We start from the raw sequence: 14,496 nt of genomic DNA on the forward strand, positions 1-14,496 counted from the left end.
CGCTATTTCGTGCGTTTGCGCGCTGGCCCGGGCCGGTCGCCGCGGTCTGCGTGGCCGCGAGCCTTGCGGCATGCAGCGGTTCCGACGCGCCGGACGCCGCCAAGGCGCCGCGCGCGGCCGACGGTCTTGTGGTCGAGCGCCTTCCCACGGCGCCGGAAGCCTCGCGGTTTCTGACACAGGCGACCTACGGCCCCACGGACGCGACGATCAGCCAACTCCGCGCCAGCGGCTACGCCAAGTGGCTTGATCAACAGATGGCGCTGCCGTCGCGCAGCCACCTCGAGGAGACGACCCAGCGGATCGCCCAGCGCAAGACCAACTTCAACCCGCAGGATTTCATCTATTCGTACTGGGACCAGGCGATCACAGCGCCCGACCAGCTTCGCCAGCGGATGAAGCTGGCCCTTTCCGAGATCTTCGTGATCTCGCTGGTGGACTCGAGCATCCAGGCCCAGGGGGCCGCCTCGTACTACGACATGCTGGGCGACGACTCGTTCGGCAATTTCCGGACGTTGCTCGAAGACGTGACGCTGCACCCGATGATGGGGATTTATCTGACCTGGCTGGGCAACCAGAAGGAGGATCCCGCCACCGGGCGAAATCCGGACGAGAACTTCGCTCGCGAGATCATGCAGCTGATGACCATCGGGCTCTATCATCTGAACTTGGACGGCACGCTGAAGTTGGACAAGGCCGGCCAGCCCATCCCTACCTATTCCGCCGACGACATTGGCGGGTTGTCGCGCGTCCTCACCGGCTACAGCTACTATTCGCCGAACCCGTCCAGAGTGACTTTCCGCGGCGGCCTGCGGGACACCGAGGCGTGGACGCACGCCATGATCCCCTATCCGACCTATCACTCGACTGGAGAGAAGGCCTTCCTCGGCGTGGTCATCTCGGCGTCCGACACGCCGGATCCGCAGGGCGACCTGAAGATCGCACTCGACACGCTGTTCAATCATCCGAATGTCGGGCCGTTCATCGGCAAGCAGCTGATCCAGCGGCTGGTCACCAGCAACCCCAGTCCGGCCTACGTCGGCCGGGTCGCCGCGGTCTTCAACGACAACGGCAAGGGCGTGCGGGGCGACATGGCGGCTGTGGTGCGCGCGATCCTGCTGGATCCGGAGGCGCGGGACGAGGCGATCGCGCAGGATCCCGATTTCGGCAAGGTCCGCGAGCCCATCGTGCGCCTGGCCAACTGGGCCCGAGCCTTCAACGCCACCTCGAAATCGGGCCAATGGCTGATCCCCTCGACAAGCGCGAACACCTCGCTGGGACAAGCGCCGCTGATGTCGCCGTCAGTGTTCAACTTCTATCGCCCGGGCTACTCGCCGCCGGGCACGCGCCTCAGCGCCGATGGGCGGGTCGCGCCGGAATTCCAGATCGTCGATGAGGTGACGGTCGCGGGCTATCTCAACACCATGCAAGCGACCATCGCCTTCGGTATCGGCGGGGCCCACGACGTGAAGAGCGATTACGCGACCGAACTGGACCTTGCGCGCGATCCGGGGGCGCTGGCGGATCGCCTGAACCTGTTGCTCCTTAGCGGACGCATGTCGAGCCAGCTGCGCCGTCAGATCATTGAGGCGGTCGAGGATGTGCGCCTCCCGCCGAACGCGGCCGAGCCCAAGGCGACCAATGCGCTTCGTGGCCGCGTCTGGGTCGGTATTTACCTGACCATGGCCTCTCCCGAGTATCTGGTGCAGCGATGAGCCGGGGGATGGACCGCAGACGCCTCCTCGGGCTCGGCGGCGCCTTCACGGCGCTGGGGGCGGCCGCGCCGTTCGCCATGCAGCTCGCGGCGGCGGGATCGGCGGCCGGACAATCCGCGCCCGACTACAAGGCGCTGGTCTGCGTGTTCCTCTACGGCGGCAACGACGCGCACAACACCGTCCTGGCCACCGACAACGATTCCTGGGGCCGCTACTTCGCGGCGCGCAACACGGGTGTGGATCCCATCGCCCTGATGCCGCCCGGCGTCGCGCCCACCGCGCCTGGACAAACCAACCTCGTCACCGGTCGCGCGGCCTCGTCGGCGTCGCCGGAGGGATGGGGCGGCGTGCTGCCGATCACGCCACGCACCCGCCAGGCGATACCGGCCGGCACCAACGCGGGCGCCCGCACCTTCGCCCTCCACCCCTTCTTGGAGCCCTTGCAGACGCTGTTCGCCCAGAAGCGACTGGCGATCCTGGCCAATGTGGGCACGCTGATCCAGCCCACGACCAAGGCGCAATACCTCGCCAAGTCCGTCCCGCTTCCGACGAGCCTCTTCTCCCACAACGACCAGCAGTCGACGTGGCAGGCGCTATCCACGGAGGGCGCAAGGTACGGGTGGGGCGGGCGGCTGGCAGACACCATCGTGGGCTCCAACGGGCTCAATACGGTCTTCACCGCCATATCGACGAGCGGCAACGCCGTGTTCCTGTCGGGCCGGTCGGTCGTCCAGTACCAGCTGTCGACCGACATCGAACCCGCCGAAACGATCCGGGGCCTCGAGGGACGATCGCTCTTCGGCTCGACCGAAGGCCCGTCGCTTCTCAAGGCCCTGATCGCCGACGGGTCGTCGGGGAAAATGGCGGCTGACTACTCGGATGTGGTGATGCGCTCGATCAACGCGGCTTCGACCGTGAACGATGCCTTCGCCGAGGGCGTCGTGGCCAGCGTCGCCGGGCCTCCGGACTTCGTCAATCCGCTGAGCGGCCAGACCGAGGCCAACGCCCTGGCGCTACAGCTTCAGACCGTAGCGCGGATGGTCGCGGCAAGCTCGGCGCTCGGGGTCCGCCGCCAGGTGTTCTTCGTGGGCATCGGCGGATGGGACACGCACAACGGCCAGAACGCGGCCCAGCCGGTCCTTCTGGCCAAGCTTGCGCACGGGCTCTCCTACCTCGACGCCGCGCTCTCGAATGTGGGCGGGATCGACCGGCGGGCCCAGGTGACGGCCTTCACGGCGTCGGATTTCGGCCGGGGCTTCACGACGAACGGCGACGGCACCGACCACGCCTGGGGCTCGCACCACTTCATCCTGGGCGGCGCGGTTCGCGGCGGCGACATCTATGGCCAGTATCCGACGCTCGGCGTCGACGTGGGCGGCTTCGACAACCCCGACAATGTGGGCGGCGCGCTCATCCCGACCACCTCGGTGGATCAGTTCGGCGCGACGCTCGGCCGGTGGTTCGGCGCGTCGGAAGCGCAGATCGACGCGATCTTCCCGCGCCTGGGCAATTTCCCGACGCGCTATCTGGGGTTCGTCTAGCTAGCTCAGCGCGACAGGCCCGACTGCAGCGCGAGCCAGGCTTCGCGCGCGGGCGCCAGGCGCTGGTCCTCAAGTTCCTGCAGCGGGTGGATGCGCTCGAACGCCACGCCGGCGAGGTCGCTTCGGCGCCACTTCAGCACCACCTCGATTGCGCGCGCTTCCTGGAACTGGATGAGCACGAAACGGGGCGGCAGCTTGTAGAAGTGCGAGATCTCCAGCTTCGCGCCGCTGCGGCTGAGGTCGCGGATGGTGCAGTCGGCCCACAGCGCCAGCTTCGGGCCATGCAGCACCCGCGCCGGCTGTCGGACCGGTTCGCGCGGCTCTGAGCGCCTCTCGATGTATTGGCGTGCGGGGTCTGCCATCCCGCTGTTCGTAGCCTATTGAGATTTATAAGAAGTTCCTCTGGACGAAAGAGTCCGCGCCCGGTCGCCGAGATCAGCGCGGGCGGAACCGCACTTCCGTGACCCTCCGCGCGCCGTCGGCGCGCTCGATCTGCACCACCACGTCGATCACGCGGTCGACGTAGGCTTGGACCTTGTCCCAGCCGAGGTCGACGCCGGAGGTCAGGGCCAGGAGCGCGATCTGGTCGAGCGCGCCGGCCGGACTGTCGGCGTGCACCGTCGTCAGGGAGCCTGGGTGGCCGCTGTTGACCGCCCGCAGGAAGGCGAAGGCCTCCTTGCCGCGAAGCTCGCCCAGCATGATGCGGTCGGGGCGCATCCGAAGGGCTGCCGCCAGCAGCGTGTCGGCGTCGACGCGCGCCTCGCCCAGTTCGCCGCGCACGGCCACCAGACCCACGCTGTTGGGATGGTCGAGACGGACTTCGGGGGCGTCCTCGATCACAAGCAAGCGCTCGCCGTGATCGATTTCCTTGACCAGGGCGTTGAGCAGCGTGGTCTTGCCGCTGCCGGTGCCGCCCGAGATGACGATTGTCTTGCGCCGGCGCACCGCCGCCTTGAGGAAGGTTTCGAGGTCGCCCGCTTCGAGCATGGCTTCGAGCTCGGCGTCGGCCGCGGCCTGGCGGTTGGCGTCGGTGCGGTGGGCCACATCGAAGAGGCCGTCGCGGGCGAGATCGCCAACCGACAGGTCGGAGATCTGGTGCTTGCGCACGGCCAGCGCCAGGCCGCCGCGCGTGGCCGGCGGCGACACCACCTGGACCCGCGCGCCATCCGGCAAGGTGGCGGACAGCAGGGGCTGTTCGCGGTTGACCCCCTGGTGGCTGGCGGCCGCGATCTGTCGCGCCAAGCGCTGGAGCGCCACCTCGTCGAGCTGCTCGGCCGCCTCGCGCTGCATGGCGCCACCGATCGTCTCGACCCAGACCTCGCCCGGCCGGTTCACCAGGACGTCGGTGACGTCGGGCCGCGAAAGCCATGGCGAAAGCGGCGCCAGGTAGGCGCTGAGATAGACGTTGGCGGTCATCGGGCCACGCCGGAGAAGTCCAGGTCGCGGGCGACGAACACCTGGACGGCCGCGCCCTGGGCGACCCGGATCGTGTCGGGGATGTCGATCTGCTTCTGCAGAGCGGCCTCGGCCACCTGGTTCGCCTGGGTCGGCGAGGTGATCACCAGCGTGGTGTTGCGGTCGGAGGCGCTGTTGGCCAGCGCGGTGGCGCCGGCATTCACGACCGACAGCAGGATGGAGGCCCCGAACCGGCGGAAGAAGTGGGTGTCGACCTTGCCGTCGAGGCCGCCGCGGCCCAGGCGGTCGGTAGCCGGCGACGCGACGTCGATGGTTACGCCGGAGGGGTCGATGATCCGCGTCCAGACCACGAAGGCGCGGGTCTGGCCGGCGGCGACGGCGCTCTTGTACTGGCCGATAAGCTTGGAGCCGCGCGGGATCAGCACCCGGGAGCCGTCGAAGCTGCGGACGTCGCGGCTGACGACGCCGCGGACCGAGCCGGGCAGGTCGGAATCGATCGCCGTCTCGAGCGTGGCGTCGATGACCGTGCCCTGCGGGACCACCAGCCCGAGATTGTACATCTGGGTGGCGCGGGCCACGTCGCTGTTGTTGCCGGTCAGGCGGGCCACGAAGCGCTCGTCCGCAGATTCCGGCGCGCCGCCGGCGGCCGCGGCCACGGGCCCTGGCGGGGTGGTCGCGGCCTGGGCGACCTGCAGGGCCGCGCCGCTCTGGGCCGGACCCATGTCGACCACCACCGTCGGGGCGCGCCAGTGCGCCTCGTTGGGATCGGTCGCGGGGGCGAGCGGCGCCATGGGCATCGGCGCGGGCGGCGGCGGGGCCGGAGCCGGGGTCGGCGCGGGGACGGGCGCCGCCGGCGCGGCGGCCGGCGTCGGTTGCGGCGCAGGGGCCGGCGTCTGGGCGTTGGCCATGCGGCCGCTGTTCAGGCCGTTGAAGACCATGAAGCCCAGGACGCCCGCGCCCGCCACGCCGGCCCACAGGCTCCACGACGACTCGCCGGCCCGCACGCGCGGCGCCGCCGTGGCGGCGCGGGCGAACACGGGGCTGACTTCCTTCGGGGGTTCCTTGCGCGTCATCGCCGCCACCAGGGTTCCTTCTTGCGCTCCTTGAGCGTGCTGGCCTCCTCGACGCGGAAGCCGTCGTTATAGATGCGGGTCACTTCCTTGCCCCGCCGCAGCACGAAGCCGCGAGCGATCCGGTCGATCACCACATAGCCGTCGCGCTGCCGCGTATTGACCACCGCCTCGCCGCCGTCGGCGTCGATCGCGAAGATCGCCGGCATGTCGTCCTGGACGCCGAAGGTGAAATAGGTGTCGCGGCCGTCGTCGAACACCTTCACCGGCAGGTTCTTGGGCGAGCCAGCGTAGGAGTAGGCGGTGTTCGCCTCCATCGGCGGCGCGGGCGGCGGCGGCGGCTCGACATAGGCCACGGCCGGCGCCGGATAGATGAAGCGGATGGTGAAGGGGATCACGCGGCTGGGCGCCTTGCGCGCCACACTGAGCTGGAAGTTGTAGCGCCGCAGGTTGGTCACCACCGTCATGTTGGTGTCGGGGCGCAGCGACATCGGCTTGAGGAACAGGAGGTTGGCGCGCCTGTTGGGCGTCACCTGCCAGCCGAGGGAATCGCCGATCGCGACATTCTCGATGCGCTCGGCGGGATCGAACTCCAGCGATAGCTGGAAGCCGAGGACGCCGTGGACCTCGACGACCTGCGAGGGCTCGTAGTCGACCACATAGATGCGCGGGTCGCCAGGGCCCGGACGCGGAAGCACGGCGCCCGCGGGGCTGGCGACCCCGAGCGCGATGGCGACGACAACCGAGGAGGCGAGGGCGGGAATACGCATTATCGGGCCGCTCCGGCAGGCCGTCCGTTCACGGACGGGCGGCGATAGGTGTCGCCGAGCCGCGCCGGCGCATCGCCCAGGCTGACGGAGACGGCGGTGCGCTGGGCGCCGGCCGTGGCGGCCAGCGACGCGGCGCGGGTGCGGGCGGCGCTCTGGGCCACGTCGCGCTGGAGGTCGAACGCCAGCCGCTCGGCCCGCGAGGGCTGTACGGCCGCGCCGGCAAGCGCCGGCGCTGGGATGGCGCGGCCCGGCTCGGCGGATCCGCCGCCCCGGCTCTGCGCGCTACGTGGCAGGTGGAAACCCAGCGCCATGACACAGGCGCCCAGGACCAGCGCCGCCTGGGCGGCGCCGAAGACGAACACGAGCGCCGCCGTGCTGATGGCGGTCTGGGGCTGGAGTTGCTGGGCCGCGCGCTGGTCGGCCAGCGCGGTCAGCCAGGGCTCGATGACCGTCAGCATCATGACAAGGAGCAACCAGCCCACGAGCGGCGTGAGGGCCGCGGCGAGCAGGGCCCGCACCCAGCCTACGAACACGCCGCGCGTCGCGGGCAGTAGCGCCAGCGCGATGAACACCGGGCCGACGGCGGTGAGGATGCCGATGGCCAGCGTGGCCGCAGAGATCACGCCGACGCTGGAGAAGAAGAGCAGGCCGCTCGCCAGCGACACCGCCTCGGCGGCCGCGGCCTGCGGGCTGGCGTAGGCCTTGGCGTCGACGCCGGCGACCTTGCCGTAGCTCGCCGCGGTCATGCTGAGTTCGCGATAGGTGGTCTCCAGGCCCGCCACCGGATCCGAGGCGAGCGACGAGCGGCCGCCTTCCTGCCATGGCGACGAGGCGATGGCGGCGATCTCGAGCGGCGCGCGCTCGGCGACGTCGAACACCAGCGCCTGGAAGGTGGACCAACTTGTCGCCAGCGCGAGAATCGCGCCGACCGCCAGCGCGATCCGAGGGGCGTCGGACAGCCGCGTATTCCCCTGGGCGAACAGCATCCGGTAGCCGAACAGGGCGACGTAGATGGTCAGCAGGGCCGTCAGCGCGGTCTGGAAGACCGGAGACCCCTGGGTCAGGGCCAGATAGCCGCCTTGGGCGTAGGCTCGCGTCTGGCAGTCGACCGTAGCCAGGACGCCCCGGATTACGCCCGCGTCGACGAGGGTGGCGCAGGCGCTGCTCATGCCGCGTTCCGCCCCTCCATGAAGCTCGGAAGCCAGGCCGAGGGCTCGTCGCCGAACTGCTGACGAAGGGCATCGAGCCGGCGGACCGCCCGCTCGGTGCCCGCGAGCACGGCCAACTCGCCCGACAGGCCGGTCAGGTCGAGGCGCGCCACCACACTGTGGTCGCCGCGCTTGATCAGGAAGCAGCGCGAGGTGTCCGGCAGGCTGCGGACCAGCTCGAACTCGTGCTCGGTCAGGCCGAAGCCGTCGACATAGTCGGCCGCCTTCGCCCGGGCGTTGGGGAAGAAGATCTGCGTGGCCGCCTGCTCGATGATCGCCGAGGCGATGCGGCTGTCGAGCGCGTCCGAGGCGCTCTGGGTGCAGAAGCCCACGAGCCCGTTGCGCTTGCGGATGGTCTTTTCCCAATCCTTGATCCGGCGGACGAAGACGGGGTCGTCCAGCACCTTCCAGCCTTCGTCGACGACGAACATGGCGGGATTGCCGTCCAGCCGCTGCTCCAGACGGTGGAACAGGTACATCATCGCCGGGATGCGGATGGCCGGGGAGTCCAGCAGCTTGGTCATGTCGAAACCCAGGATGCGGGTCTCGATGTCGAGGTGGTCCTCGGGGTTGTCGAACAGCCAGGCGTGGTCGCCGCCCTCGCACCAGGCGGCCAGGCGGGCGGAGAGGTCGCCCATGCTGGGGCGCCGCGCACCCCGGAACAGTTCGCGCAGATAGCGCAGGCGGCGGTGGGCCGGGTCCTGGGCGAAGTTGGCGTCGATCGCGTCGGCGATCATCGCCCGGTCTTCGGAATCGAGCGTCTCGCCTTCGGTGGTGAGCAGCTGGGCGACCCATTCGGCCAGGAAGGCGCGGTTCGCTGGCGTGTCGGGCAGCGCCAGCGGGTTGAAGCCGGTGGGCTCGCCCGGCGAGAGCACGTCGTAGCGCCCGCCCACCGCGCGGATGAACGGCTCGGCGCCGCGATCCTTGTCGAAATAGGCGATGCGCGGCTTCAGGCGCTCGGCCTGGGCCAGCAGGAAGGTCAGCAGCACGGTCTTGCCCGAGCCCGACGGCCCGATGACCGTGAAGTTGCCGAGATCCCCGTGATGGAAGTTGAAGTGGTAGGGGCCGAACGCCGTGGTCTCGAGCACGGCGATGGCCGGCCCCCAATGGTTGCCGTCGGCCTGGCCCATCGGGTGGTTGTGGAAGCTGGCGAGGCCCGCGAAGTTGCCGGCCGAAATCAGAGCTTTCCGCGAGATATATTTGAAGTTGCCAGGGAATTGGGCCCAGAAGGCCGGCTCGGTGTTGACGTCCTCGCGGACCGCGACACCGCCCGCTTCGGCCAGCGCCGATTGGACGTCCGCCATCGCCGCGTCGAGATCGTCCAAGGTGTCGGCCTTGGCCATGATCGTCAGGTGATGTTCGCCGTAGGCCGCACGGCCGGCGCCCACGTCGTCGCGCGCCTGGGCCAGTTCGCCCCGCAGGCTGAAGGCGTCGTCCTCGGCGGCCCGCAGCCGGCGCAGCGCCAGCCCCATGCGGTCCAGCGCCTCCTGGCGATCGACGAAGCAGAAGCTCTCGGTGAGCACCATTTCGGTGGGCAGGCGCAGCACGCCGTCCAGCAGCCCTGGGGCGGTGCGCGCGGGGTAGTCCTTCAGCGAGATCATCGCCCCGAAGGCCGGGGCGCCCGAGGTCCCCGGGCCGAATTCCAGCGCGTCGAGGCCGAAGCTGAGGCGACGGGTGGCGATGGCGTGCGAGAAGTCGCCGCTGGGCGCCAGCACGGGGCGCAGCTCGCCGTTCAGCAGCAGGCCCAGGAACTCGGCGGGTTCCGAGCGCTGCGCGCCGCCGGCTGCGGCGTAGAGGCCCAGCGTCCGCGCGCCATAGGGCGCCAGGGCCGCGGCGAAGGCCTCGCGGGTGGCGTGGAGCTCGCGCAGGTCGCGGCTGACGTCGGCGCTGCGCGCGCGGGCGCCCTTGAGGATACGTTCGATGACGCCGGCCCGGCCTTGGGTCGGCCGCAGCACGACGGTCAGGAAGATGTCGTTGACGTAGAGCCTGCGGCTGGCGAGCTGTTCGCGCCAGCGCATGTCGAGGCCGTAGCAGAACGGCTCCTCGGGCGGCGGCGGGAATGCGGGCGTCACCCGGCGGCGAACCACGTGGTGATAGACGGCGAGCCGCGAACTGGCCGCGCCGCGCAGCACCGTCTCGCGGATGGTCTTGCGATAATTCAGTTCCTCGTCGGGCGCCGTCTCGAACGGGAAGCCGGCGAGGTGCAGCGTCTGAACGAGGAGGCCGTCGCGCGTGCTAAGCGTGACGTCGTCGACGTGGGCCACATAGGGCAGGCGGTCGCCGATGGCGACCTCGCGGGGGGCCAGGATCTTGGCCGCGGCGGTGGTGAGGAAGCTGGCGGTCACGGCCGGTACGAGTTGGCGCCCCAGAAGGCGAAGTTGCGGACGCGCGGGCAGGTCCGCAGCTTCGTCATCCAGAGATCGAAGAAGCGGGGCTCGCGCAATGAGCCGACGTAGCCGACCGCGTGCATCACCACCGCGATCAGAAGCGTCCAGAACGACCGGGTGATCAGGAACGCCTCGAGCGTCACGATCAGGTTCAGCACCATGTAGGAATACGTCACGCCACCGATCATCTGGGGCCGGGTCAGGGCGGCGAAGACGGGGTCGGAGGCGAGGCGGCTCATCGGTCAGAAGCCCTGGGCCAGCGAGCGGATGCCGGCGACGATCGACACGGCGCCGAAGATGATGAAGGCGCCGACGATGACCGTGAGCCCGCGCTTCCACTCGATGCGACCGGTCAGCATCATGAAGCCGACGACCGCCACGGCGATGACGGCGGCGCTGGTGGCCACGTTGCCGAGCAGAGTGCCCTGCACCCAGTTGAGAGCCGCGAGCAGCGGCGAGGAGCCCGCCGGATCGGCGGCGACCTGGGCGTGGGCCGGTGCGGCCGAAAGCGCGGCGAGAAGGGGCGGCGCGAGGAGGGCGGAGGGATTGGCTTTCTTCATGTTCTCACTCAGCGCTGGCGCCCAGGGCCGAAGCGGCCGCCAGGCGCGCCAGGATTGCGCGCACATAGGTCTGGGTTTCGGCGAACGGCGGCACGCCGCCATAGCGCACGACGGCGTCGGGACCGGCGTTGTAGGCCGCCAGGGCCAGCTTCACGTCTCCGAACCTGCGCATCATCTGGGCCAGGTACGCGGCGCCGCCATCGACGTTGGACTTGAGGTCGGAGGAATCCACGCCGAGGTCGCTAGCGGTCTTAGGTAACAGTTGCATGACACCGCGGGCGCCTTTTCGCGAAACCGCTGCCTGATTGAAACGTGACTCCTGCCAGGCGACCGCCTCGACCAGCGAGGTGGGCACGGCGTGGCGGGCGGCCGATTCCTCGATGGCCCTGGCGACCTCGGCCGGCGCGAACCGGGCCGCCTCGGCCGGTGGCGCGATGGGCTGGACGCCCGCGTCCGTGAAGATCGAGGGGGCGGAAACAGTCGTCACGCTGCCGTCGTCGCCGATGGTGAGCACCTGCGCCGCCGCGGGAGCGGCGCCCACGGCGAGCAGGCCGAGAGCCGCGACGGAAACGGAAAGCGATCGGCCTTGGCGAGCCATGCATGTGCCCCGACTTGAGGCCGCGACCTTAGCTCATCCGGACGTGGCGCGGCCAGATCAGTCCTGCTCGCGGCCCAGCCGGAACAGCTGCGAGGACGTCAGGCCGGCGTCGCCGGCGTCTGGCGGCGCAAACGGATCGTCGCGCTGCGGGCCCCAATCCTCGCTGGGCGGCAGCGGTTCGGGCAGCCGCTTCTCGCGGCTGGCGGCCACCATCTGCTCCACGGCGGCCGCGACCACCTCCGGGCGGTCGATAATGATGAGGTGCGAGGAGAGGACCGTCTGCTGCCAGCCGGTGCGGAAGGAGCCGGCGAGCATCTGGTGCTGCAGCTCCCACATCGAGCGGGGCATATCGGGCTGATAGCTGGCCGCTGCGGTGTCGGACGCGGTGATCACGTAGGCCGGGATGGCGGCGATGGCGGGTCTGGCCCGGGCGACCTCCTCGGACGTCCGGCCGAAGAGATTGTCCAGTTCCGACAGCTGGTCGAGCCAAGCGCCCGGCTGCCGGGCGAACTGGAAGGCCTGTGCGGTCAGGTTGTCGGGAATACACCCCTTCCAGCGCGGATCGCCTTGGGGCGCGACGGCCTCGGCGACGGCCTGGCAACGCCGCGCGCGCTGCCGCTGGCCGTCCAGGCCGTCGGCCGAAGGCTCGGCGCGGTGCTCCACGGTGGGATCGAGCAGGATCAGCCCGTCCACCTCGCCCGCGCGCCGGGCGGCGAAGACGCGCCCATAGAGGCCGCCCGCAGAGTGGCCGACCACGATGTACGGCCCCCCGATCCCCTCCGCGCGCAGCGCTTCGTCGAGGTCGCGCGCGATCGCTTCCCCGTCGCGCGGAAGCGGCCCCGGGTCGCTGAGGCCGGATCCGGCCCGATCGTAGGCGCAAAGCCGCGTGGTCCGGGCAAGGCGCAGGCGGACCGAGGTCCAGGCGGCGGCGGTGGCGCCATAGCCGGCCTCGAACAGGACCGTGGGCGCGCCGCGTCCGGAACACTGGAGGTTCAACCGTCGTCCGTCGGACAGCGAGACCCAGTGGGCGGCCGTGGCCGGGGCCTGGGCGCCGGTCAGGTCGGACGACAACACCTTGTCGCAGGCGCCGAGGCAGGCGGCGGCGCCGATCGCCATCGTCCACAGCCATCGGATCGGCACGCGCGCTGCTCCTCTTCCGCTCCGCCCGGCGACGGGCGTGTCAGAATGACGTCTAGGCCCGCGGGGCGGTAGATGCCCATCCTCGATGTGGGCCGGCGGGACAATTCGTGCGTCCCGCGAGCGCCGCCGCTCTCCGACTGACCGTCCGCCAAGGTTCCGGCATGACCTTTGCTCCACGCCTCGAAGTAGCGCACCATGCGTGTGGTTTTGAGCCGGGCGCGTGGATCACGCGCTCTTGCGGATAGTGGCCCGGATGGTAGTTAGCCGGACGGTCGAGGGACGGAGCAACCACGTGGAAACGGTCTACGATTGGATCACGGTGGCGATCTTCGGCGGGCTGGTCGTGCTGTTCCTGCACCGCTCGGTGCAGCCGGGCGAGCCGCAGGACACCATCCTGCACTACCTGCCGCCCGCTGTCGGTTGCGCGGTCGCCAACTACGTGGGCAACCAGGGCCAGGGCTTGATCTCGTTCCTGATCGTGCTGGGCGTTCTGGTCTACATCGCCCTCGTGCTGAAGCCCTTCGGGCTCAAGTTCCCCCGCCGCTAGGCCGGCGGTCGGGCGCGCCCGACCGGGCCTCAACGCACGGCGCCGGAATCTCCGAGCAGGCACGGCGCCGTTCGCAGGATGATCGACACGTCCAACCAGAACGAGCGCCGCTCGACGTATTCCAGGTCGAGCGCGACGCGCCGGCGCACATCCTCGGCCGTATCGACGGGACCGCGCGAGCCGTTCACGGCGGCCCAGCCGGTGAGGCCCGGCTTGATCCGGTGGCGGTGGGCGTAGGTCTCGACCAGCTTTGAGGCCTCGGCCCCGCCGCTCAGCATTCCGATCGCATGGGGCCGCGGGCCCACCAGCGACATCTCTCCGGACAGGACGTTGAAGATCTGGGGCAGTTCGTCGAGGCTGGTCTTGCGGATGAAGCGGCCGACGCGGGTGACGCGATCGTCATCGGCCGTGACCTGACGGGCCGCCTTGAAGTCGGAAGCCTCGCTCCGCATGGAGCGGAACTTCCAGACCACGATCTCCTCGTTCATGTAGCCGTGGCGACGTTGGCGGAAGAAGACGGGCCCAGGGCTGTCCAACTTGATGGCGATCGCCACCGCGGTCATCAGCGGCGCCAGGGCGATGAGGCCCGCGATGCTGAGCGTCACGTCGAGAATGCGCTTGGCGAGCAGGTAGCCGGACCGTTCGGACGGGCCGGAAATCTGCATCAGGTCGAAGTCGGCGATGCGGCCCACGGCCTGGGCCTCGGTGTCGAGATCGGTGTCTTCGAGGAGCAGCGAAATCGGGTTGGGGATCGGCGCCAGCCGTTCGAGGAGTTGCGAAATGCGGGCGCTGGCGCGCGGCGGCACCGTGATCACGATCCGATCCACGTACGGCAGGATCCGGTGGTCGATGAGGTCCGAGGTCTTGCCGAGCACCGGGACGCCGCAGATGTCCGGCCCGACGCGGTCGCGACGGTCGTCGAAGACGCCCAGTATGTTGACGTCGCGCGTCCGGATGGCGCGGCGGATCAGGCGTTGGGCCGCCGGGGTGCCGCCCACGATGATCAGATTGGGCGTGAGGCGCCCGCGTTTGCGCAGGCCGTCCAGAACCAGTCCCCACGCGCTGTGGGTGGCGATCAGCGCCGCCGAGCCGGCCGCGAACCACATTGCGCAACCGATGGCCGGGAAGGTCGGGTCGAGCAGTCCGCAGACGGTGCCGGCGCCGCCGGCGGCGGCGGCCGCGGCGATCAGCAGACGGCCGAAGCGTCGCCGGGTGCGTTCCCGGGAGCTCATGGAGTAGGCGCCCGTGGCGACGAGCAGGGTGATCGCGAGCAACGGCGCCCCGATCAGCATCGCGCCGGGCAGGGGCATCAGTTGGCCGGCGACGAAGGAGGCGAGCGCGAGGCCGGTCAGGTCGCCCAGCTGGAACAGCCGTGCGAGGCCCGCGCCCGAAACACGCGAGCGGACGCTTTGCAGGCGTTCCGGCCGGAGCGGTCCGCGACGGTGCTGCGGTTCCGTGATCTCGATGTCCGCGATGGCGCTGTGCGCGCCCGTATCGTCCGCCATTCTGGCATCCCCACCTTTCGGCGGGACCCTAGGACAGACGCC

General features: G+C 70.1%; 14 protein-coding genes. 3 read left to right on the forward strand and 11 right to left on the reverse strand.

The window, feature by feature from the left end:
• Positions 1–50: 50 nt before the first annotated feature.
• Together GC203_RS11585 and GC203_RS11590 are read left to right on the forward strand one after the other, a co-directional pair.
• Positions 51–1,712, forward strand: a complete 1,662-nt coding sequence (locus GC203_RS11585) for a DUF1800 domain-containing protein (RefSeq protein ID WP_293454409.1) — start codon at positions 51–53, stop codon at positions 1,710–1,712.
• Positions 1,713–1,720: 8 nt separating this feature from the next.
• Positions 1,721–3,253, forward strand: a complete 1,533-nt coding sequence (locus GC203_RS11590) for a DUF1501 domain-containing protein (protein ID WP_293454411.1) — start codon at positions 1,721–1,723, stop codon at positions 3,251–3,253.
• A 5-nt stretch (positions 3,254–3,258) separates the two neighbouring features.
• Here the strand turns inward: GC203_RS11590 and GC203_RS11595 are convergent, their stop codons facing one another.
• From GC203_RS11595 to GC203_RS11640, 10 genes are all read right to left on the reverse strand, one after another.
• Positions 3,259–3,615 (reverse strand): PilZ domain-containing protein, encoded by a 357-nt coding sequence (locus GC203_RS11595; RefSeq protein WP_293454413.1) that lies wholly within the window; start codon positions 3,613–3,615, stop codon positions 3,259–3,261.
• A gap of 73 nt (positions 3,616–3,688) precedes the next feature.
• Entirely contained in the window at positions 3,689–4,669 is a 981-nt protein-coding gene (gene virB11 / locus GC203_RS11600) for a P-type DNA transfer ATPase VirB11 (protein ID WP_293454415.1), read from the reverse strand.
• The gene (gene virB10, locus GC203_RS11605; protein WP_293454840.1) at positions 4,666–5,742 is read right to left on the reverse strand and encodes a type IV secretion system protein VirB10; all 1,077 of its coding nucleotides are present in this window, start codon (positions 5,740–5,742) and stop codon (positions 4,666–4,668) included. Before virB10 ends, virB11 begins: the two co-directional genes overlap by 4 nt.
• Positions 5,739–6,509, reverse strand: coding sequence for a TrbG/VirB9 family P-type conjugative transfer protein (locus GC203_RS11610; protein WP_293454417.1), 771 nt, complete (start codon positions 6,507–6,509; stop codon positions 5,739–5,741). Before GC203_RS11610 ends, virB10 begins: the two co-directional genes overlap by 4 nt.
• Positions 6,509–7,678, reverse strand: coding sequence for a type IV secretion system protein (locus GC203_RS11615; RefSeq protein ID WP_293454419.1), 1,170 nt, complete (start codon positions 7,676–7,678; stop codon positions 6,509–6,511). Before GC203_RS11615 ends, GC203_RS11610 begins: the two co-directional genes overlap by 1 nt.
• On the reverse strand, positions 7,675–10,062 hold the full coding sequence (locus tag GC203_RS11620; RefSeq protein ID WP_293454421.1) for a VirB4 family type IV secretion system protein: 2,388 nt from the start codon (positions 10,060–10,062) through the stop codon (positions 7,675–7,677). Before GC203_RS11620 ends, GC203_RS11615 begins: the two co-directional genes overlap by 4 nt.
• Positions 10,059–10,343, reverse strand: a complete 285-nt coding sequence (locus tag GC203_RS11625) for a type IV secretion system protein VirB3 (protein WP_293454423.1) — start codon at positions 10,341–10,343, stop codon at positions 10,059–10,061. Before GC203_RS11625 ends, GC203_RS11620 begins: the two co-directional genes overlap by 4 nt.
• Positions 10,344–10,346: 3 nt before the next feature.
• A complete protein-coding gene (locus tag GC203_RS11630; protein ID WP_293454425.1) occupies positions 10,347–10,664 on the reverse strand; it encodes a TrbC/VirB2 family protein in 318 nt (105 codons plus the stop codon).
• 4 nt (positions 10,665–10,668) lie between these two features.
• Positions 10,669–11,262 (reverse strand): lytic transglycosylase domain-containing protein, encoded by a 594-nt coding sequence (locus GC203_RS11635; protein ID WP_293454428.1) that lies wholly within the window; start codon positions 11,260–11,262, stop codon positions 10,669–10,671.
• Positions 11,263–11,319: 57 nt separating this feature from the next.
• Positions 11,320–12,402, reverse strand: a complete 1,083-nt coding sequence (locus GC203_RS11640; protein WP_293454430.1) for an alpha/beta hydrolase — start codon at positions 12,400–12,402, stop codon at positions 11,320–11,322.
• Between the two features lie 292 nt (positions 12,403–12,694).
• Here GC203_RS11640 and GC203_RS11645 point away from each other — a divergent pair, with 292 nt between their 5' ends.
• On the forward strand, positions 12,695–12,949 hold the full coding sequence (locus tag GC203_RS11645) for an XrtV sorting system accessory protein (protein WP_293454433.1): 255 nt from the start codon (positions 12,695–12,697) through the stop codon (positions 12,947–12,949).
• Positions 12,950–12,978: 29 nt separating this feature from the next.
• Here GC203_RS11645 and GC203_RS11650 read toward each other — a convergent pair whose 3' ends face one another.
• Positions 12,979–14,454 carry an exopolysaccharide biosynthesis polyprenyl glycosylphosphotransferase gene (locus GC203_RS11650; protein ID WP_293454436.1) on the reverse strand — a complete coding sequence of 492 codons (1,476 nt, stop codon included), beginning with the start codon at positions 14,452–14,454 and terminating at the stop codon, positions 12,979–12,981.
• Positions 14,455–14,496 lie beyond the last annotated feature (42 nt).

The sequence above is a fragment of the Phenylobacterium sp. genome (genome assembly GCF_016124325.1).
Classification (GTDB): domain Bacteria; phylum Pseudomonadota; class Alphaproteobacteria; order Caulobacterales; family Caulobacteraceae; genus Phenylobacterium.

What these genes read in the sequence shown, in the direction of transcription:
- GC203_RS11625 (WP_293454423.1), bottom strand. Translation starts at nt 10,343, where the DNA reads ATGAGCCGCCTCGCCTCCGACCCCGTCTTCGCCGCCCTGACCCGGCCC.
- GC203_RS11610 (WP_293454417.1), bottom strand. Translation starts at nt 6,509, where the DNA reads ATGCGTATTCCCGCCCTCGCCTCCTCGGTTGTCGTCGCCATCGCGCTC.
- GC203_RS11630 (WP_293454425.1), bottom strand. Translation starts at nt 10,664, where the DNA reads ATGAAGAAAGCCAATCCCTCCGCCCTCCTCGCGCCGCCCCTTCTCGCC.
- GC203_RS11615 (WP_293454419.1), bottom strand. Translation starts at nt 7,678, where the DNA reads ATGAGCAGCGCCTGCGCCACCCTCGTCGACGCGGGCGTAATCCGGGGC.
- GC203_RS11650 (WP_293454436.1), bottom strand. Translation starts at nt 14,454, where the DNA reads ATGGCGGACGATACGGGCGCGCACAGCGCCATCGCGGACATCGAGATC.
- virB11 (WP_293454415.1), bottom strand. Translation starts at nt 4,669, where the DNA reads ATGACCGCCAACGTCTATCTCAGCGCCTACCTGGCGCCGCTTTCGCCA.
- GC203_RS11595 (WP_293454413.1), bottom strand. Translation starts at nt 3,615, where the DNA reads ATGGCAGACCCCGCACGCCAATACATCGAGAGGCGCTCAGAGCCGCGC.
- GC203_RS11590 (WP_293454411.1), top strand. Translation starts at nt 1,721, where the DNA reads ATGGACCGCAGACGCCTCCTCGGGCTCGGCGGCGCCTTCACGGCGCTG.
- virB10 (WP_293454840.1), bottom strand. Translation starts at nt 5,742, where the DNA reads ATGACGCGCAAGGAACCCCCGAAGGAAGTCAGCCCCGTGTTCGCCCGC.
- GC203_RS11635 (WP_293454428.1), bottom strand. Translation starts at nt 11,262, where the DNA reads ATGGCTCGCCAAGGCCGATCGCTTTCCGTTTCCGTCGCGGCTCTCGGC.